The organism is Flavobacterium sp. (genome assembly GCF_044341265.1).
Lineage (GTDB): Bacteria > Bacteroidota > Bacteroidia > Flavobacteriales > Flavobacteriaceae > Flavobacterium.
In genome coordinates this window covers 44,961-64,482 of sequence record NZ_JBIISA010000007.1, presented here as the reverse complement: position 1 = coordinate 64,482, position 19,522 = coordinate 44,961, and the positions used below count along the sequence as shown (strand labels likewise).

General features: G+C 32.3%; 18 protein-coding genes and 1 tRNA gene. 15 read left to right on the top strand and 4 right to left on the bottom strand.

Features of this window, described 5'->3' with window-relative positions; all coding sequences use genetic code 11:
• Positions 1-15: 15 nt before the first annotated feature.
• From mraY to ACIQ06_RS05010, 12 genes are all read left to right on the top strand, one after another.
• Entirely contained in the window at positions 16-1,242 is a 1,227-nt protein-coding gene (mraY, locus tag ACIQ06_RS05065) for a phospho-N-acetylmuramoyl-pentapeptide-transferase (protein ID WP_396144183.1), read from the top strand.
• Positions 1,242-2,576 (top strand): UDP-N-acetylmuramoyl-L-alanine--D-glutamate ligase, encoded by a 1,335-nt coding sequence (gene murD / locus ACIQ06_RS05060; protein WP_396144182.1) that lies wholly within the window; start codon positions 1,242-1,244, stop codon positions 2,574-2,576. The genes mraY and murD overlap by 1 nt, the downstream gene beginning before the upstream one ends.
• A 41-nt stretch (positions 2,577-2,617) precedes the next feature.
• Positions 2,618-3,991, top strand: coding sequence for an FtsW/RodA/SpoVE family cell cycle protein (locus ACIQ06_RS05055; protein WP_396144181.1), 1,374 nt, complete (start codon positions 2,618-2,620; stop codon positions 3,989-3,991).
• A gap of 89 nt (positions 3,992-4,080) precedes the next feature.
• The gene (gene murG / locus ACIQ06_RS05050) at positions 4,081-5,169 is read left to right on the top strand and encodes an undecaprenyldiphospho-muramoylpentapeptide beta-N-acetylglucosaminyltransferase (protein ID WP_396144180.1); all 1,089 of its coding nucleotides are present in this window, start codon (positions 4,081-4,083) and stop codon (positions 5,167-5,169) included.
• 55 nt (positions 5,170-5,224) lie between these two features.
• A complete protein-coding gene (murC, locus tag ACIQ06_RS05045; protein WP_396144179.1) occupies positions 5,225-6,568 on the top strand; it encodes a UDP-N-acetylmuramate--L-alanine ligase in 1,344 nt (447 codons plus the stop codon).
• Between the two features lie 37 nt (positions 6,569-6,605).
• Positions 6,606-7,328 carry a cell division protein FtsQ/DivIB gene (locus ACIQ06_RS05040; RefSeq protein WP_396144178.1) on the top strand — a complete coding sequence of 241 codons (723 nt, stop codon included), beginning with the start codon at positions 6,606-6,608 and terminating at the stop codon, positions 7,326-7,328.
• 66 nt (positions 7,329-7,394) lie between these two features.
• Positions 7,395-8,780, top strand: coding sequence for a cell division protein FtsA (gene ftsA / locus ACIQ06_RS05035; protein WP_344815437.1), 1,386 nt, complete (start codon positions 7,395-7,397; stop codon positions 8,778-8,780).
• Between the two features lie 90 nt (positions 8,781-8,870).
• Positions 8,871-10,814, top strand: a complete 1,944-nt coding sequence (ftsZ, locus tag ACIQ06_RS05030) for a cell division protein FtsZ (protein WP_396144177.1) — start codon at positions 8,871-8,873, stop codon at positions 10,812-10,814.
• Between the two features lie 278 nt (positions 10,815-11,092).
• Entirely contained in the window at positions 11,093-11,542 is a 450-nt protein-coding gene (locus ACIQ06_RS05025) for a GatB/YqeY domain-containing protein (RefSeq protein WP_396144176.1), read from the top strand.
• Positions 11,543-11,599: 57 nt separating this feature from the next.
• A tRNA-Arg gene (locus ACIQ06_RS05020) sits at positions 11,600-11,673 on the top strand.
• 326 nt (positions 11,674-11,999) lie between these two features.
• Positions 12,000-12,797 carry a zinc-dependent peptidase gene (locus ACIQ06_RS05015; protein WP_396144175.1) on the top strand — a complete coding sequence of 266 codons (798 nt, stop codon included), beginning with the start codon at positions 12,000-12,002 and terminating at the stop codon, positions 12,795-12,797.
• Between the two features lie 25 nt (positions 12,798-12,822).
• Positions 12,823-13,698, top strand: coding sequence for a hypothetical protein (locus tag ACIQ06_RS05010; RefSeq protein ID WP_396144174.1), 876 nt, complete (start codon positions 12,823-12,825; stop codon positions 13,696-13,698).
• A gap of 66 nt (positions 13,699-13,764) precedes the next feature.
• Here ACIQ06_RS05010 and ACIQ06_RS05005 read toward each other — a convergent pair whose 3' ends face one another.
• The gene (locus ACIQ06_RS05005) at positions 13,765-14,709 is read right to left on the bottom strand and encodes a tRNA dihydrouridine synthase (RefSeq protein ID WP_396144173.1); all 945 of its coding nucleotides are present in this window, start codon (positions 14,707-14,709) and stop codon (positions 13,765-13,767) included.
• Between the two features lie 112 nt (positions 14,710-14,821).
• On the opposite strand from ACIQ06_RS05005, the gene ACIQ06_RS05000 reads away from it, so the two are divergent.
• Positions 14,822-15,241, top strand: coding sequence for a CBS domain-containing protein (locus tag ACIQ06_RS05000; RefSeq protein ID WP_396144172.1), 420 nt, complete (start codon positions 14,822-14,824; stop codon positions 15,239-15,241).
• 31 nt (positions 15,242-15,272) lie between these two features.
• Here ACIQ06_RS05000 and rpe read toward each other — a convergent pair whose 3' ends face one another.
• The 3 genes from rpe to ACIQ06_RS04985 form a co-directional block, all read right to left on the bottom strand.
• Entirely contained in the window at positions 15,273-15,935 is a 663-nt protein-coding gene (gene rpe, locus ACIQ06_RS04995) for a ribulose-phosphate 3-epimerase (RefSeq protein WP_396144171.1), read from the bottom strand.
• Between the two features lie 234 nt (positions 15,936-16,169).
• Entirely contained in the window at positions 16,170-17,033 is an 864-nt protein-coding gene (locus ACIQ06_RS04990; RefSeq protein ID WP_007804760.1) for an RNA polymerase sigma factor RpoD/SigA, read from the bottom strand.
• Positions 17,034-17,116: 83 nt separating this feature from the next.
• Positions 17,117-18,079, bottom strand: coding sequence for a hypothetical protein (locus tag ACIQ06_RS04985; RefSeq protein WP_396144170.1), 963 nt, complete (start codon positions 18,077-18,079; stop codon positions 17,117-17,119).
• Between the two features lie 102 nt (positions 18,080-18,181).
• Between ACIQ06_RS04985 and ACIQ06_RS04980 the strand changes: the two genes are divergently transcribed.
• The gene (locus ACIQ06_RS04980) at positions 18,182-18,838 is read left to right on the top strand and encodes an LA_2272 family surface repeat-containing protein (RefSeq protein WP_396144168.1); all 657 of its coding nucleotides are present in this window, start codon (positions 18,182-18,184) and stop codon (positions 18,836-18,838) included.
• Positions 18,839-18,841: 3 nt separating this feature from the next.
• Positions 18,842-19,495, top strand: coding sequence for a hypothetical protein (locus tag ACIQ06_RS04975; protein WP_396144166.1), 654 nt, complete (start codon positions 18,842-18,844; stop codon positions 19,493-19,495).
• Positions 19,496-19,522 lie beyond the last annotated feature (27 nt).

Below are 19,522 nucleotides of genomic sequence, written 5' to 3'. Positions count from 1 at the left end.
TTAAAAAAAGAAGATATGTTATACTACTTATTTGAATATTTAGACAAAACACTTGACATTCCCGGAACAGGAGTGTTTCAATATATCACATTTCGTTCAGCTCTAGCGTTGATGTTATCATTGCTATTGTCAACAGTTTACGGAAAAAAAATTATCACTTTTTTGAGAAATCAACAAGTTGGTGAAACTGTTCGTGAACTTGGTTTAGCAGGTCAAACACAAAAAGCAGGTACGCCAACAATGGGTGGATTAATCATCATTTTTGCAACCTTGATTCCAGTTTTGTTATTGACTAAATTGAATAATATTTATATCATTCTTCTAATTGTGACTACACTTTGGATGGGAACTATAGGTTTTATTGACGATTATATAAAAATTTTCAAAAAAGACAAACAAGGTTTAAAAGGAATTTTTAAAGTTATAGGTCAAGTTGGTTTGGGAATTATAGTGGGTTCAGTATTGTATTTTAGTCCAGCAGTTACAGTTCGTGAGAAGTCAGCAACGCCTATCACTTTCAACCAAACTGGAAATACAATTTCACAACCTGCAAAGGAAATTAAGGCAACAACAACAACAATTCCGTTTACAAAAAATAACGAATTGGATTATGCTCAAATCCTAAAACCATTCACAGATGATTATCAAAATTGGGCTTGGTTGGTATTCATTCCAATTGTAATCTTCATTATTACAGCAGTTTCAAATGGTGCCAATTTAACCGACGGAATTGATGGTTTAGCCGCAGGAACATCAGCAATATCAGTTCTCGCGCTCGGTATTTTCACATTTATTTCAGGTAATATCATTTTGTCAAATTACTTGAATGTTATGTATATCCCAAATTCAGGTGAGATGACCATTTTTATTGCTTCTTTCGTTGGAGCTTTAATCGGATTTCTTTGGTATAATTCTTATCCAGCATCAGTATTTATGGGTGATACAGGAAGTTTAACCATTGGTGGGATTATAGCGGTTTTAGCAATTTCGGTAAGAAAAGAAATGTTACTTCCGGTTTTATGTGCTATTTTCTTTGCCGAAAGCGCCTCAGTAATTATTCAGGTATCTTATTTCAAATACACCAAAAAGCGTTTTGGCGAAGGAAGAAGAATTTTCTTAATGTCGCCATTACACCATCATTATCAGAAAAAAGGATACCATGAAAGTAAAATTGTAACTCGTTTTTGGATTGTAACCATCTTGTTAGCAATTGTTGCAATTGTAACCTTGAAATTGAGATAATGAAACGATTAGTAATTCTTGGAGGAGGCGAAAGTGGAGTTGGAACAGCAATTCTAGGAAAGAAAGAAGGATATGACGTTTTTGTTTCTGATTTCGGAAAAATTAAAGACAATTATAGAGACGTTCTTAATCAATATGAAATACAATGGGAAGACGAACAGCATACAGAAGATAAAATTCTAAATGCTGATGTAGTAATGAAAAGTCCAGGGATTCCAGAAAAAGCTCCAATTGTAAAAAAGCTAATCGAAAAGGGAATTCCAGTGATTTCTGAAATTGAATTTGCTAATGATTTTACAAAAGCAATGACCATAGGAATCACGGGAAGTAATGGCAAAACAACAACAACAATGTTGACGTATCATTTGCTAAAAGAAGGCGGATTGAATGTAGGATTAGGTGGGAATATTGGAAAAAGTTTTGCATGGCAAGTTGCTGAAGAAAATTACGATTCTTATGTGTTAGAGTTAAGCAGTTTTCAGTTAGATGGAATCATAAATTATAAGCCACATATTGCCATAATTACAAACATAAGTCCAGATCATTTAGATCGATACGATTATAAATATGAAAATTATATCGCATCCAAATTTAGAATAACAATGAATCAAACCGAAGAAGATTATCTCATTTATGATGCAGATGATGAAGCCATCGGAAATTGGTTAAAAAATAACAAAGTAAAAGCACAATTAATTCCATTTTCAATATCAAAATCAATTGAAAACGGAGCATTTTTAAACAACAACACTATGGAAATCAACATCAACCAAGAAGAGTTTTTAATGGAAACGGCAAACATCGCACTTGAAGGAAAACACAACATGAAAAATGCAATGGCAGCAACTTCTGTAGCGAATATTTTGCGCATCAGAAAACAAACCATTCGCGAGAGTTTGTCTAATTTTCAAGGTGTTGAACATCGCTTAGAAAAAGTGCTAAAAATTCACAACGTGCAATACATTAATGATAGTAAAGCAACAAATGTTAACGCAACTTTTTTTGCTTTAGATAGCATGACAACGCCAACCGTTTGGATTGTTGGAGGTGTTGATAAAGGAAATGATTATGCCGAATTAATGCCATTAGTTCACGAAAAAGTAAAAGCAATTATCTGTCTTGGTGTTGATAACAAGAAAATAATTGACGCTTTCGGAAATGTTGTAGATATGATGGTTGAAGTAGATAATATGCACGATGCAGTAAATACAGCAAGACACATCGCAGAAAAAGGCGACACTGTTCTATTGTCTCCAGCTTGCGCAAGTTTCGATTTATTTCAAAACTACGAAGACAGAGGAAATCAATTTAAAAGAGAAGTAAGAAATTTATAGAACTTTTAAACTCTTAAACCATTAAACTCATAAACTAAATTATGAAACAACTAATAAGCAGACTACACGGAGATAAAGTCATTTGGGCATTTGTTGCTCTTTTGGCGCTGTTCTCATTTATGCCTGTTTTTAGTGCGAGTAGTAATTTGGCTTACATGCGACATGGCTCAGGAAATGCCTTGACCTATTTGCTAAAGCATGCTATTCATATTACGATTGGATTTGTAATAATTTATCAAGTTCATAAAATTCCCTATCATTATTTTAGAGGGATTTCACGAATTGCATTGCCAATTGTTTGGGTTTTGTTAGTCTATACTTTGGTAAAAGGAACTGTAATTGACGGAGCAAATGCCAGTCGTTGGATTCAAATTCCATTCATTGGAATATCTTTTCAAACATCAACATTTGCAGCAATTGTGTTGTATATTTTTGTAGCAAGGTATTTGTCCAAAAAAAGAGAAGTTGCACCCGATTTTAAACAATCGCTTCTAGAACTATGGTTGCCAGTATTTGTAACTGTCGGATTGATTTTTCCTGCGAACTTTTCAACAGCAGCATTGATTTTTTCAATGGTTATTATGCTAACTTTTATTGGTAAATACCCATTAAAATATATCGGAATTATTCTTGGAACAGGATTGCTTTGTGGATTGTTTTTCATTCTAATTGCTAAAAAATTTCCAGATGCTTTTCCTAATCGTGTGGATACTTGGATTAGTCGTATAGACAATTTTACAAGTGACAAACCAGATGAAGATGATTATCAAATTGAAAAAGCGAAAATCGCAATTGCATCAGGTGAAATCTACGGACTTGGACCAGGGAAAAGTGTTCAAAAGAATTTCTTGCCTCAATCATCTTCCGATTTTATTTTTGCCATAATTGTAGAAGAATTTGGACTTTTTGGAGCCATTACAATAATTTCAATTTATCTTTTATTGTTGTTCCGTTTTGTTGTAGCATCGCACAAAGCCAATTCGCTTTTCGGAAAATTAGTCGTCGTCGGACTCGGTTTTCCAATAATATTTCAAGCGTTAATTAATATGGCAGTTGCAGTCGAGTTGTTGCCAGTCACGGGTCAAACTTTACCATTAATTAGTTCTGGAGGAAGTTCTGTTTGGATGACATGTATCGCTCTCGGAATTATTCTAAGCGTTACCAAGAAAGAAGAGGAAATCGCAAAAGAACTCGAAGAAGCCGAAAGAGAACTTGAAGAAAAGAAAAAAAGAGATGAAGTTTTACAAAGAATCATCGATAGAGAATTGAATGGTGTAGAAGATGAAGTTGATGAAAACCAAGAAAAGGTTAATCAAATGAAAGCATCAATCAAAGGCAAAATAATGGAGGAAGATTTTTCAATTGAAGAAAATCCAATGCTTGCCATAAAAGGAATGCGAAAAAATAATAAATAAAACTTCAGCGGAGTTTTACGTTAATAGATTAGTGAAATAGTAAGTTTAAAGAATTCGTGCAAATTCGTGCAATTCGTGTCTAAAAAAAAATGAAAAAATTAAAATTCATATTAAGTGGTGGCGGAACTGGTGGACATATCTATCCAGCAATAGCTATTGCTAACGAATTAAAATCGCGTTTTCCAGATGCTGAGTTCCTTTTTGTAGGCGCGCAAGATAAAATGGAAATGCAAAAAGTGCCTCAATCAGGTTATGCTATTGAAGGACTTTGGATTGCAGGCTTACAAAGAAAATTGACGTTACAGAATGCCATGTTTCCATTAAAATTAGTTAATAGTTTATGGAAATCTCGAAAGATAATTAAGAAGTTCAAACCAGATGTTGTCATCGGAACAGGCGGATTTGCTAGCGGACCATTATTGCAGGTTGCCAATAGTTTGAATATTCCAACAGTAATACAAGAGCAAAATTCTTATCCAGGAATTACCAATAAATTATTGAGTAAAAAAGCTAATGCCATTTGTGTTGCTTATGAAAATTTAGAACGATTTTTTCCAAAAGATAAAATTGTTTTTACAGGAAATCCAGTACGTCAAGATATTTTAGATATTGATTCTAAAAGAAGTGAAGCTTTGTCTTATTTTAATTTAGATGAAAATAAAAAGACATTATTAATCATTGGCGGAAGTTTAGGTGCAAGAAGAATCAATCAATTAATTGCAAAAGAACTTGATTTTTTACGAAATAATAATTTGCAAATATTTTGGCAATGTGGTAATTTATATATGGCAGATTACAAACATTTTTCTGAGATAGAGAATGTTCAAGTAGTTTCGTTTATTGATAGAATGGATTTGATTTATGCTGCAGCAGATTTCGTGATTTCTCGCGCAGGAGCGTCATCTGTTTCCGAATTATGTTTGGTAGGAAAACCAACGATTTTTATTCCATCACCAAATGTAGCCGAAGATCATCAAACAAAAAATGCCAAAGCAATTGTAGATAAAAATGGTGCTTTACTAATAAAGGAAAGTGAGTTAGACGAAAAATTCGAATCAGTTTTCAATAAACTAATTCACGATGAGAATTTGCAAAAAAGTTTAAGCGAAAAAATGAAGAAATTAGCCAAGCCAAACGCAACAAAAGATATAGTTGAACAGATATTAAAATTAGTTTAATGTTTAAAGTTTCAGGTTACCAACTTGAAACTTAAAACTTGAAACAAAAAACAATATGAACTTAAATCAAATACATAACGTCTATTTCATCGGAATTGGAGGCATCGGAATGAGTGCTTTGGCTCGTTATTTCCAAAATATTGGGAAAAATGTTTCGGGTTACGATAAAACACCAACGATGTTAACCGACGAATTGATTGCTGGCGGAATGAACATTCATTTTGAAGATTCAATTGCTGCAATTCCTTCAGGTTATTTTGTAGAAAATACCTTAGTAATTGTTACACCAGCAGTTCCAGTTTCTCATTCAGAATGGAATTATTTTGTAGAAAGAGATTATGTCATTAAAAAAAGAGCCGAAGTTCTTGGTCTGATTACAAAAGATACGTTTTGTTTTGCAGTAGCAGGAACGCATGGAAAAACAACTACATCAAGTATTCTTGGTCATATTATGTATGAAAGTGGAGCAGATGTTACAGCATTCCTTGGTGGAATTGTAGAAAATTATCATTCCAATTTAATCGGAAGCGGAAAAACAATTACCGTTGTTGAAGCCGATGAATTTGATAGATCGTTCTTGCATTTGCATCCCAATATTGCTTGCGTAACCTCAATGGATGCGGATCATTTAGATATTTATGGTGACGCCTCTGCAATAGAAGAATCGTTTAGAGAATTTGCAAATAAAGTTCAAGATAAAACCAAAATATTTGTTCCAAAAGGATTGGATTTAGAAGGTTTAACCATAGCAATTAATGAAGAAGCTACGTTTAAAGCGTTTAATATTCGAATAGAAAATAGTGCTTATGTTTTTGACGTTCAAACACCAACAGAAATAATAAAAGATATTGCTTTTGGTTTGCCTGGACATCATAATTTAATGAATGCGCTAATGGCTTTAGCAATGGCCAAAACTTATGGAACCCCAACCGTGTCCATTGCTAATGCTTTAGCTACATTTAAAGGTGTACAAAGAAGATTTTCGTATCAAATAAAATCAAAAAATCGCGTTTATATAGATGATTATGCACATCATCCAACAGAAATTAATGCTGTTCATCAAGCAGTGAGAGAATTATATCCAAATCAAAAAGTTTTGGCAATTTTTCAACCTCACTTGTTTAGTAGAACCAAAGATTTTGCAGACGATTTTGCTAAAAGTTTATCTCAATTTGACGAAGTTCTTTTGTTAGATATTTATCCAGCAAGAGAATTACCAATGGAAGGAATAACAACCTCTTGGTTAATGTCTAAAATGACAAATGATAATAAAAAATTAGTTTCAAAAGAGGCATTAATTGGCGCGATTTTGGAAAGTGATGCGAAGATAATTGTAACGATAGGAGCAGGCGATATTGGTGAATTAGTACCATCAATAAAAACCGCTTTAGCTGAATAACGTCCAACTTTAGTTGGATGAAAAAAAATAAATAATTATGAAATTTCTAAAATGGAACAATATCCGATTAATACTAATGTTTGCATTGGTTGTTTTTCTGTATTCGTTTACGTCAAATAGAAATTCACAACGTAAATTAAAGAAATCGGAAGTGATTTTTGTTGGAGATAATAACAATTTTGTTAAACAAGAATCGGTTAATAAATTGTTAATAGAAAATAGTTCAGATGTAAAAACCATTGAAAAATCGGACTTAAATTTGAACAAATTGGAAAATTCTATCAACAAACATCCTATGGTTGAAAAATCAGAAGTTTTTGTAAGTGTTGATGGTGTTCTAAAGGCGGTGGTGAAACAAAAAACACCCATAGCAAGAGTGTTTAGTGAGGAAGGTTCGTTCTATATTGATTATGAGGGAAATAGAATGCCACTTTCTGATATAAGTACAGCTAGAGTACCGCTAATTTCGGGGGTTATTGACAACAAAAACAAGAAGAAATTATCCGAAGTTTTGAAGATGATTTACAACGATGAATTTTTGAAAAAAAATATCATTGGTGTGCAAGTTTTGCCTGATGCGAGCTTAATGATGACCAACAGGAACTATGATTTTAAAATCGAGTTTGGCAAAATGATGAATGAAGAAAAGAAATTTAAAAATTATAAAGCATTTTTTCAGAAAGCAGTTTCAGATACGATGCTAAATAATTATAAAAAAATAAATTTGAGATTTACACATCAAGTTGTTTGTACAAAATAACTTCTAGTAGAAAATCAAGAAAGTAGAGATAGAATAAATATTGTATCGAGCAAATTAGTTGACAATATGGAGAACAGAGAAAACATTGCAGTTGGTTTAGACATCGGAACTACGAAAATCGTAGCGATGATTGGTAAGAAAAATGAATACGGCAAACTTGAAATTTTAGGTCTTGGAAAAGCCAAAAGTTTAGGTGTGGCTCGTGGTGTTGTAAATAATATTACACAAACCATTCAATCCATCCAACAAGCAGTTTTAGAAGCGGAAGAAAACTCAGGATACAAAATTAATGATTGCGTTGTTGGTATTGCCGGACAACACATTCGTAGTATTCAACACACGGATTATATCAGCAGAAGTAATCCAGAAGAAGTAATTAGTGGCAAAGACATTCAATTGCTAATTGATCAAGTTAACAAATTAGCGATGTTGCCAGGTGAAGAAATTATTCACGTGTTGCCACAAGAATTTAAAATCGACGGACAATCTGAAATCAAAGAACCAATTGGTATGTATGGTGGACGATTGGAAGCAAGTTTTCACGTTGTTGTAGGTCAAGCAGCTTCTATCAGAAATGTGGGAAGATGTATCCAAAGTTCAGGAATTGAATTATCTGGATTAACATTGGAACCTTTAGCTTCAGCAGATGCGGTTTTAAGTCAAGAAGAAAAAGAAGCAGGTGTTGCTTTAATAGATATTGGAGGTGGAACAACAGATTTAGCCATTTTTAAAGACGGAATCATTCGTCACACAGCTGTAATTCCTTTCGGAGGAAATGTGATTACAGAAGATATTAAAGAAGGTTGCTCAATTATTGAAAAACAAGCAGAATTATTAAAAGTAAAATTTGGTTCGGCTTGGCCAGGAGAAAATAAAGACAACGAAATTGTTTCAATTCCAGGATTGCGTGGTAGAGAACCAAAAGAAATTTCTTTGAAAAACTTATCTAAAATCATTCACGCACGTGTGGTTGAAATTATAGAGCAAGTTTTTACAGAAATCAAAGTTTACGGTCACGAAGATCCAAGAAAGAAATTGATTGCAGGAATAGTTCTTACAGGTGGTGGAGCGCAATTGCAACACATCAAACAATTAGTGGAATACATCACAGGAATGGACACTAGAATTGGTTACCCTAACGAACATTTGGCAGGAAATTCTAGTGAAGATATTTCAAGTCCATTATTTGCAACAGCAGTTGGATTAGTAATGAATAGTGTAGCTAACAATACGCAAAGCGCTTACAAATTAGAAGTAAGTCAAGCTATTCCGCAGCCAAGACCAATTGCTAGACCAGTTGTTGAAGAAGTGCAAGAGGTAACACAACAACAAGAAGAACAAATTGAAAATAAAGTTGAAAAAGAAGTGGAAACAACAGAAGGAAAAATCAGAAAATCATTTTTTGATAAGTATGTTGATAAAATCAAAGATTTCTTAGACAACGCAGAGTAATTTAATATTAGATTTAAAATATCAGATATTAGACTTAAATAGAAAAACAAAACTAGAATACAGAATAAAATCAAACAAAACCAAAATAGTATGATAAGCAACTCAGAATTTGGAAGCATCTCATTTGATTTACCTAAAAATCAATCAAATGTTATTAAAGTTATCGGAGTTGGTGGCGGTGGAAGCAACGCAATCAACCACATGTTCAAACAAGGAATCAAAGGTGTAGATTTCATCGTTTGTAATACTGATTCTCAGGCATTACAAAACAGTCCTGTACCCAATAAAATACAGTTAGGTGTAAACTTAACAGAAGGGTTAGGAGCAGGAGCAAATCCTGATGTTGGACAACAATCAGCAATCGAAAGTATCGATGATATCGAAAAAATGTTGGACAGCAACACCAAGATGGTTTTCATCACCGCAGGAATGGGTGGAGGAACAGGAACAGGTGCGGCTCCAGTAATTGCTCAATTGGCTAAAGAAAGAGATATACTAACGGTTGGTATTGTTACAATTCCGTTTCAATTTGAAGGAAAGGTACGTCAAGACCAAGCATTAGCAGGAGTTGAAAGATTAAGAAAACAAGTAGATTCATTAATTGTTATCAATAATAATAAATTAAGAGAAGTTTACGGAAATCTTGGTTTCAAAGCAGGTTTCTCTAAAGCTGACGAAGTTTTAGCAACTGCATCACGCGGAATTGCTGAAGTAATTACACATCACTATACACAAAATATCGATTTAAAAGATGCTAAAACGGTATTAGCAAACAGTGGAACAGCTATTATGGGTTCTGCAATTGCAAGTGGTGAAAATAGAGCTAAAGACGCTATCATTTCTGCTTTAGATTCTCCATTATTGAATGACAATAAAATTTCAGGTGCTAAAAACGTATTGTTGCTTATCGTTTCGGGTACTAACGAAATTACTATTGACGAAATCGGAGAAATCAACGACCACATTCAAGCTGAAGCAGGTCACAACGCCAATATTATTATGGGAGTTGGTGAAGATGAAGCTCATGGTGATGCTATTGCAGTTACAATTATTGCAACAGGTTTCAACGTAGAACAACAAAACGAAATCGTAAATACAGAAGTTAAAAAAATCATTCATTCACTAGAAGATGAGCAAAAGTTAGTTCATGACTTAACTCAAAAGCCAGTTGATTTTTTTCAACCGAAGGTAGAGACTCCAATTGAAGTAACTGCCGAAGTAAAAGAAGAAAAAATTGTTTTCGAATTAATTGAAGACGAAGTGAAACCAGAACCAGTTGTAGCAAAAGTAAACGAAAACGAACTAATTGCGATGAACGACTTCATCCGTAATTTAGATGTAACTTTCGAAATCGTTTCGCCTATAAAAGATATCGATTTTACTTTCACAACTCCAGCAGTTAATGAAATTAAAGTTGTTGAGCCACAAGTTGTAGCAAGAGAAGAAGAGCAAATTACATTCTCTTTCGATTTACCAATTGCTAAAACAGTTGAAAACAAAGTTGAAGAAGACAGAATTATATTCGATTTATCTGCCGAAACTAAAGATATTAAAGTTAACGAACACGTTGAATTTGTTCCAGTAACTGAAGTAAATCAAAACGGAGTAATCAAATATTCTCTTGAAGAATATATGGAAATTGAAAACGATTTGTTGAGTTCTAAACCAGCTGCTAAGTTGGAAGAGCCAATCGAAGAGTCATTAAATTTCACAATGAAAGTAGCTGAGCCAGCAAAACCAACTTACGCTACACATTCAGATGATATTTCTCCAATGGAAATGACTATCGAAGAAACTTTAAAACTACGTGCCGACGAAAGAAGACGTAAATTAAAAGAATTCAATTACAAGTTTCACAACAATCCATCGAGAGTTGACGAACTTGAAAGAGAACCAGCATACAAAAGATTAGGTGTAGATTTAACAGAAAATCAAAACCTAAACAACAATTCAAGAATGTCATTAGGAACAGATAGTAACGACGATATTCAGTTACGTTCTAACAATTCATTCTTACACGATAATGTAGATTAATCATAAGTTAATTAAAAATGGGTAGCCCGAAAGTTCAATTGAAATTTCGGGTTATTTTTTTTACCTTTGTGTGGCTTTTTGGATTCATGCTGAAGAGTTTCAGTAGCGAATGGTTTGCGCATTTTTGTAATCCATTTTCCTGCTTTCCACAGTATCTTTTATTTTGTTGCCTGAGGCTCTCGAAGGCAACAAAATAAAAGGATACTTGTTCCAATCAGGGCTAAAGAGCAATCCATTTGAATAAAATCTAATATCTAATATCAAAAATCTAATATAAAATGAGTTTACAATCAAAAATAATGGACGTAATGAAAGATGCCATGCGTTCTAAAGATACAGTGGCATTGGAAGCATTAAGAGCTATCAAATCAGAATTATTGTTAGCACAAACTGCAACAGGTTCAAAAGAAGAAATTTCAGAAGCTGACGAAATCAAAATTTTACAAAAACTTGTAAAAATGAGAAAAGACAGCGCCGAAATATATAAAACGCAAAACCGTCCGGATTTAGCTGAACCAGAATTAGCGCAAATAACTGTAATCGAAAAATTCCTTCCAGCACAACTTTCAGAAGCTGAAGTAGAAGCAATCGTATCTAAAATCATTGCAGAAACCGGAGCATCAGGAATCGCGTCAATGGGAAAAGTTATGGGATTAGCTTCAGCACAAATCGGCGGACAAGCAGAAGGAAAAACGATTTCAGCTATTGTTAAAAAATTATTAGTTTAATTTATAAGTAATTAGTAAAAAGTGATTAGTAATTAGCTATTCACTTTTCACTAAATTGGCTTCGTAGTTCAACTGGATAGAATTTCGGATTTCGGCTCCGAAGGTTGCAGGTTCGAACCCTGCCGAGGTCACGAATGAATGATTTATTTTAGAAAAAGATACCAAGCTTGCTTGAAGTGTCTTTTTGTAGAATAAATCATTTTTAAAGCGGAGCTTTAAGGTTGGACGAAGTCAACCCTGCCGAGGTCACTAAATAAATTTATAATTATGAAAAATAATCATTTTTTAAGTTTGTCTAACTATTTAAAATTAAAGAAATCAGAATCTAAATTCTTTGAAGTTCTTTATTATATTAACATTGTAATAATATTTTTTGTAGTGATCTATTTAATAGGTTATGGTTTAGGATGTTTAGTAGCTAAATTTGAGAACTTTTAATTTTCTAAAGCCTATTTAATTGATTATATTATACCTTCTTTTTGCTGCTGTAACAGTATATTTTTTCTTTGTTGTTTACTCAGTAATCGAGGAAAAATATGGTGTGCTTTTCAATAAACCATTTTACATTCATTTTTATCCAACTGTAAAAACATTGGATGCTAATCAATCCTATGTTTTAAACAAGCAATTTGATTATTACAATTCACTCTCAGATAAAAAGAAAAAATACTTCGAACATCGCGTTGCAACTTTCATCGAACGATACGAATTCATCGGAAAAGAAGATTTTATTATAACCGACGAAGTTCAGGTTTTAATCGCTTCAACTTCTGTAATGCTAACCTTCGGATTTAGGAAATATTTATATACTAATATTGATAAAGTAGTAGTCTATCCTTCGGTTTATTACTCAGAAATTAATGATGCTTATCACAAAGGTGAGTTTAATCCGAGAATGAAAGCTATTGTTTTTTCATGGGAAGATTTCAAAGCAGGTTACGAAATTAAAAACGATAATTTAAATCTCGGAATCCATGAATTTGCTCACGTGCTTCATCTTCATGGGATGAACAGTCAAGACACAAGTGCTATAATTTTTTCAAGAATGTATGATAGAATTCGAAAAGAAGTAGCTCATCCAGCTAATAGTGAACGATTAATCAACTCCAATTATTTCAGGATTTATGCTTACACCAATCCGTTTGAATTTTTAGCTGTTATTATCGAACATTATTTTGAATCACCACATTTATTCAAACAAGAATTTCCAAAACTTTTCGAAAATGTAAGCAAAATGTTGAATCATAAGCACTAGCTTTATTAAATTAAAATTTAAACTTATGAAAATAGTAAATTATTTATTGCTTTTGGCTTTTGTTTCTTGTACAACTGCAACTAAAAAAGAAGCCTTGTTATTCTCATTTCCTAAAAAAATTAAGGAAGTTTCGGGAATAAAAACAGTACCTAATTCTGATTTAATTTGGGCAATCCAAGATAGCGGAAATCCTAATAAAATATACGGAATTGACCGAAATAGAGAAGCTTTGCAAACAATTACAATAACTAACGCTGTAAACAACGATTGGGAAGACATTACTTCTGATAGCAAAGGAAATTTATATGTCGGAGATTTTGGAAATAATGATAACGACCGAAAAGACTTGTCAATTTTTAAAATAAATAATGAAAACCTTGGGAAATCTGAAGTAGCATCAGATTATTCCATCACATTTAATTATCCTGAACAAACCGATTTTCCGCCCAACAAAAAGGAATTATTTTATGATTGCGAAGGGTTTTTTGAAATGGACAATCACTTTTATTTGGTAACAAAAAACAGAAGTAAAAACTTTGACGGAACAACTTTTCTATATAAAATTCCAAATATTCCTGGAAATCATCAAGCCGTTTTACTTGGGAAATTTGTAACTTGTAGCGATTATGATTCTTGCGTAATTACAAGTGCTGCAATAAGTCAAGACCATAAAAAAGTAGCCATTTTAGGACATGATACCGTTTGGATTTTCGAAAATTTTCATGGAGACAATTTTCTAGAAGGAAAAGTAACATCATATCAACTTGATAATTTTTCTCAAAAAGAAGCCATTTGCTTTAAGGACAATAACACCTTATTTATAGCAGATGAAATTGATAAAAAAACTGGTGGAGGTGATTTATATGAATACATTATTTCTGATTTAAAAACTAGAAAATAAGACCAAATTAACTCGGAGTTAAAGTTTGACAAATGATAGAAACCCAAAAAACTATTACCTTCAAAATCAACCATTTTTAAAAACAGCTTTTACTGTTTCTTCAAAATTTCGAATGCTTTTTGCTTTCCTAATATTTTTTTCAACCTTATGAGGATTGTCAAAAGTTGTAGAAAAGTATTCCCATAAATGGTGCATTTTCAATAAAATATGAGTTGCGCCAGATAACGATTCGCTATAACCTTGATAAAGTGTTTCATGAAAATCACTAAACAATTCCATTTTGTTTTTTGGATAATCTAAGGTGTTTTCTTTAATCATTCTTGGCAAAAAAGGATCCGAAATCAATCCTCTTCCAATCATCCAATGGTCAATGGTAGGAAACAGTTCTTGCATTTCTCTAAACTTTGCTACCGAAGTAATATCGCCATTGTAATACAATTTGTGTTTGGTGTTGTCAATACATTTTTGAAAAGCATCAAGATGAACGCCACCTTTGTAAAGTTGTTTTCCAATGCGAGCGTGAATGGCAATATTTTTAATTGGATATTTATCAAGAATTGGTAAAACATCTAGAATTTCATCTGTAGTATCATAACCCAATCGCATTTTCATAGAAACAATAATATCCGATTCGGAATGAACTCTATTAAGTATTGCATCTATTTTTTCGGATTCTTTTATCAATCCAGAACCCATTCCACATTTCGTTACCATCGGATAAGGACAACCTAAATTCCAATTTAATTCTTTGTAACCTAATTCCTGAACATATTTTGCAACAAATAGAAATTCGTCAGCATCGTTAGTTATCACTTGCGGAATGCATTCTAGCGTATTATTGTTTTCAGGAAGTAAATCACGCTCATAAGATGACTTAATAACTAGTTTTCCGTTCAAACGAATGTATGGTGAATAGAAAGTGTCAATTCCGCCAAAATACTTGTTTTGGGCATTTCTAAAACGAAAGTCGGTAAATCCTTGTAAGGGTGAAGATAATAAGGTGTAACTCATGAAATTTGATGTTGTGCAAACTTAATAATCTTTTATCAACTATCTGATTTTTGTCATGTTTATATTTTGTATCAAGTAGTAACTTTAATCAATTATTTTAAAGTTAAATGTCATGAAAAAAAATGTACCAGTGTCAACTATAATGACATCAAATGTAATAAAGTTAAATCTAACAGATGAATTAACCAAAGCAGAAAGTTTATTCAAGAAACATCATATCAGACATATTCCTGTTGTTAGCGGAAATCATATTGTTGGAATGTTAAGCTACACCGATTTATTGCGTATCTCCTTCGCGGATGCCATAGATGATGACGAAACAGAAGTTGATGTAACCGTTTACAATATGTTTTCTGTGGAGCAAGTTATGGCAAGAAATTTAGTAAAAGTTTCGCCTGATACAACAATCAAAGAAGTAGCTGAAATATTATCTAAAAGAGAGTTTCATGCTTTGCCAGTGGTTCTTGATGAACTTTTGGTAGGAATTGTAACCACAACCGATTTAATAAAGTATTTAATAGACCAATACTAAAAAAAAATGCTCCAATTGGAGCATTTATAATTTATCTTGAAGTCATTTTCTTTAATTCAGAAATTGTCTCAGTAGGGTTTTCAGCCTTGAAAACAAAATTTCCTGCAACCAAAACATCTGCGCCAGCTTCAACTAATTGAGCTGCGTTTTTACTAGTTACGCCACCATCAATTTCGATAATGGTTGACGCGTTGTTTCTAGTGATGATTTCTTTTAATTGTTTTACTTTTTTATAGGTGTTTTCAATGAATGATTGTCCGCCAAAACCAGGATTAACACTCATGATGCAAACCATGTCAATATCTTTAATCACATCTTCCAATAAACTAACATTGGTATGAGGATTTAGAGCAACTCCAGCTTTCATTCCTTCAGCTTTTATAGCTTGTAATGTTCTGTGTAAATGCGTGCAAGCTTCATAATGAACAGTAAGTATATTCGAACCTAAATCAGCGAAAGTTTTGATGTATCTATCAGGATCGACAATCATTAAGTGAACATCGATTGTTTTTTTAGCATGTTTAGAAATAGCTTCTAAAACCGGCATTCCAAAAGAAATATTCGGAACAAAAACACCATCCATAATATCAATATGAAACCAATCGGCTTCACTATTATTAATCATTTCGATGTCGCGTTGTAAGTTGGCAAAATCAGCAGCAAGAACTGATGGTGCAATAAGTGTGTTCTTCATTTTGTAGTTTGTGTTGTGTTTTAAGATTTCAAAATTCGTTGTTCAACATTGAATATTCAACCTTATTGTTGTTTTGCAAAGATACAATAATTAAAAATATTTTGAATGTTGAATATTCAACTTGGAATTTTGAATGTTGAAGTTTGTATAAAAACAAAACTCCGGTAATCAGCCGGAGTTTCAATCATCAATCAAAAAACGAACAGTTTTGAAACTGTTGTTGCGTTTATAGGATTAACCTAAATATGTTTTCAAGATTTTACTTCTTGATGTATGTTTTAATCTACGGATTGCTTTTTCTTTAATTTGACGAACACGCTCACGAGTTAAGTCAAAAGTTTCTCCAATTTCTTCTAATGTCATTGGATGTTGATCGCCTAATCCAAAATACAAACGAACTACGTCTGCTTCTCTTGGAGTTAAAGTTTCTAACGAACGCTCAATTTCTGTACGTAATGATTCGTGAATTAATTCTCTATCAGGATTTGGAGATTCACCAGAACGTAAAACGTCATAAAGGTTAGAATCTTCTCCTTCAACAAGAGGTGCATCCATTGATAAGTGACGACCAGAGTTTTTCATTGACTCTTTTACATCATTTACTGTCATATCAAGTTCTTTTGCAATTTCTTCAGCAGAAGGTGGTCTTTCATTAGATTGCTCTAATAAAGCATACATTTTGTTGATTTTATTGATAGAACCAATTTTATTTAATGGCAAACGAACGATACGAGATTGTTCTGCAAGCGCTTGAAGAATCGATTGACGAATCCACCAAACCGCATAAGAAATGAATTTGAAACCACGAGTTTCATCAAAACGTTGTGCAGCTTTAATCAAACCAAGATTTCCTTCATTAATTAAATCAGGAAGAGTAAGTCCTTGATTTTGATATTGTTTTGCAACAGAAACCACAAAACGTAAGTTAGCTTTAGTCAATTTTTCTAAAGCACGTTGGTCACCTGCTTTGATACGTTGTGCTAACTCAACTTCTTCGTCAGCAGTAATCAAATCAACTTTACCAATTTCTTGTAAGTATTTGTCTAAAGAAGCAGTTTCACGATTAGTTACCTGCTTGGTGATTTTAAGTTGTCTCATGTATATTTTTCTCCTTTACTTTAAAGTGTTCAGGTAGTTATACGTAATGAGTTACAAAAAAGTTACAAAATCATTAATAATTTTTAAAAAAGTAAATCAACCTGATTGTTTAATTGCTCGATGTAATAATCAATTTTTCGGTTGGCACGATTAAAAAACAAATTTTGTTCCTTAATTCCAGATTGGTTCAATGCTTTAGAATTTAGAATTTGCTGATTAAAAAACTGATGCACATTTTTACAACTTTCTTTGTTGTCAGTAATAAAATAACCTAACAATGTATAAGGAATAAACATCGTAAGCTTTTCTTCAGTTTCAATTAACATATTGTTGTTGAGCAAAATCAACTCATTGTAGTATATAGAATAATTCGAATTAGATTTGTTTGATTTGTCTTTTATCAAATTCAAAATCCGTTTTAAATCTAAATACAATGCTGTTGCAGTTTTAAAATTCAGCAAGCCAGATTCGTAAAAATATAATATTTGCTGCAAACTACTATTGATTGTTGTGTCGTTCCAAACTTCTTTTACAGTAACTTTTTCATATATTTTTTTTAACTTTTGAGTATGTTCCATAAACGATTCGTCAATAACAAAATTCTCAAAAGATACGTTAGATTGATTCGGATTTAACAACGTCAACCAAACGTAGGCTTTAAATTTTGACATTATAGTTCCTTCCATAAAATAAAAAAGCGGAATATCCTTAGCAGAATAATATAAAGTTGCTTTTTCATTAGTAGCCAATTGTTCAATACGCTCAGCCGATTTTTTAAAATACGAAAGCATGTCTTTTAACGAAGTTATTTCTATTGTTTTTTCAACAATTACTTTATCGTTTTTCAAAAACAATTTATCTAACGAAATGTTGAAATGATTTGCCAACAGCAATGTTTCATCAATAGAAAATTTACTCTTGCCCGAAACTCTTCGGTGAGCGGCATCATAACTGCTATTTAGAATAGCAGAAATTTCATCATTTAAGGAAGCTGAACTTGAAAGTTGCTTTCTAATTTCTTTTAAAAGTTGTTCTTGATTCGTCATAATTTGCGATAATCACAAATATATAAATTTTATTTATTAAATATCGCCAATACACTTGTATTAATCGCAATAATTTTGAACTATAATTTTAAAACTATTATTATGAAGAAAAGATTTTTGATTTTTCTATTTCTGGTTTCGTTATCAGTTTTTTCACAAAATGATTCTATTAGTTCAACGGTTTTTAGTTTAACTCCCAGAAGTAATAAGGATATAAGGGTTAACGGAATAGCTATTGGGTTAGGTATTAATATGGGTGACGAAAATACTTTAAGCCAAATTAATGGATTAAACATCGAAATTAATCCGTTATCTATCTTTATACTTATGTTTGATGATCCATCGAGAAGAGGTTTTTCTGAGTCGTCAACAGCAACAATTAACGGTATTAGTCTCAGTTCTGGCCATTCTAATCAAAATGAAGATATTGTATATAATGGTTTACAGTTGTCTTTGTTTAGTGCAAGTCATTCTTGTAATGGAATTTCATTGAATGGATTTTATAATTATGCAACAAACATGAATGGTATTCATGGAAGTTTTCTTCTAAATTATTCAAAAAAATCAAACGGATTATTCGTGTCTTTTAGTAATTATTCTGAAATTAATAACGGATTGCAAATTGGAGTATTTAATAAAACTGAAAATTTTTATGGAGTTCAACTTGGTGTTATAAATAAAACCAAGAAGCAAAAAGGATTGCAAATTGGTTTGTGGAATATAAATAGTAAAAGGTCGATGCCTTTTTTAAATTGGTAAGTTATGAGAACAATAATAAATATCATTTTAATTTTTATTTGTATTAACGCTAACGCCCAAGAGTTTGTAAAAGATACCACAAAATATGAGCGATATAAATTTGAAACTGGGATTATGATACCTTTAGGAAATTTACAATCAAAAATTGATGTCTCTCAGCAATACGGTTTTTGGTATAGAACAAGAATTGAACACAACGATTTATTAGATTTGGGTTTTAATATAGTGGTACCAACCATAAAAAACAGCTTTGTCTATCGTGGTAAAGATTCTGTTTTTAATGTCAAGCCAAAAGGTATTAGTGTTATGGTAGCTTTTAGAATGAATAAACTATATGGTTTTACTATTTTTCAAAAAAGCGCAACGATAGAGTGGAGTTCTACCTTTGGAGCTAGTTTTTTTTCTTTTGAAGACAAGGAAAATCCTGAGAACGAAAGTGGATATTATAACGATGAAAACGGAAATCTAACATATCGCATCGATACAAATACCAAAGCTTTGAGCTGTTTGTATGCCGCTCAAGGAGTTTCTATTACATCAAACAGAATTGGAATTCAAGTTATTTATAATTTTACGCCTTATAATTGGTTTTCGAAAAGGATTGATAATGATTTTGGTAAAAGCAGCTTGTCTTTGCAGTTTAGCTATAAATTTTAATAAATTAAAAACCCCAAGTCAACTAAA

Coding starts and splice junctions, on each gene's coding strand:
- mraY (WP_396144183.1), top strand. CDS start 16: ATGTTATACTACTTATTTGAATATTTAGACAAAACACTTGACATTCCC.
- murD (WP_396144182.1), top strand. CDS start 1,242: ATGAAACGATTAGTAATTCTTGGAGGAGGCGAAAGTGGAGTTGGAACA.
- ACIQ06_RS05055 (WP_396144181.1), top strand. CDS start 2,618: ATGAAACAACTAATAAGCAGACTACACGGAGATAAAGTCATTTGGGCA.
- murG (WP_396144180.1), top strand. CDS start 4,081: ATGAAAAAATTAAAATTCATATTAAGTGGTGGCGGAACTGGTGGACAT.
- murC (WP_396144179.1), top strand. CDS start 5,225: ATGAACTTAAATCAAATACATAACGTCTATTTCATCGGAATTGGAGGC.
- ACIQ06_RS05040 (WP_396144178.1), top strand. CDS start 6,606: ATGAAATTTCTAAAATGGAACAATATCCGATTAATACTAATGTTTGCA.
- ftsA (WP_344815437.1), top strand. CDS start 7,395: ATGGAGAACAGAGAAAACATTGCAGTTGGTTTAGACATCGGAACTACG.
- ftsZ (WP_396144177.1), top strand. CDS start 8,871: ATGATAAGCAACTCAGAATTTGGAAGCATCTCATTTGATTTACCTAAA.
- ACIQ06_RS05025 (WP_396144176.1), top strand. CDS start 11,093: ATGAGTTTACAATCAAAAATAATGGACGTAATGAAAGATGCCATGCGT.
- ACIQ06_RS05010 (WP_396144174.1), top strand. CDS start 12,823: ATGAAAATAGTAAATTATTTATTGCTTTTGGCTTTTGTTTCTTGTACA.
- ACIQ06_RS05005 (WP_396144173.1), bottom strand. CDS start 14,709: ATGAGTTACACCTTATTATCTTCACCCTTACAAGGATTTACCGACTTT.
- ACIQ06_RS05000 (WP_396144172.1), top strand. CDS start 14,822: ATGAAAAAAAATGTACCAGTGTCAACTATAATGACATCAAATGTAATA.
- rpe (WP_396144171.1), bottom strand. CDS start 15,935: ATGAAGAACACACTTATTGCACCATCAGTTCTTGCTGCTGATTTTGCC.
- ACIQ06_RS04990 (WP_007804760.1), bottom strand. CDS start 17,033: ATGAGACAACTTAAAATCACCAAGCAGGTAACTAATCGTGAAACTGCT.
- ACIQ06_RS04985 (WP_396144170.1), bottom strand. CDS start 18,079: ATGACGAATCAAGAACAACTTTTAAAAGAAATTAGAAAGCAACTTTCA.
- ACIQ06_RS04980 (WP_396144168.1), top strand. CDS start 18,182: ATGAAGAAAAGATTTTTGATTTTTCTATTTCTGGTTTCGTTATCAGTT.
- ACIQ06_RS04975 (WP_396144166.1), top strand. CDS start 18,842: ATGAGAACAATAATAAATATCATTTTAATTTTTATTTGTATTAACGCT.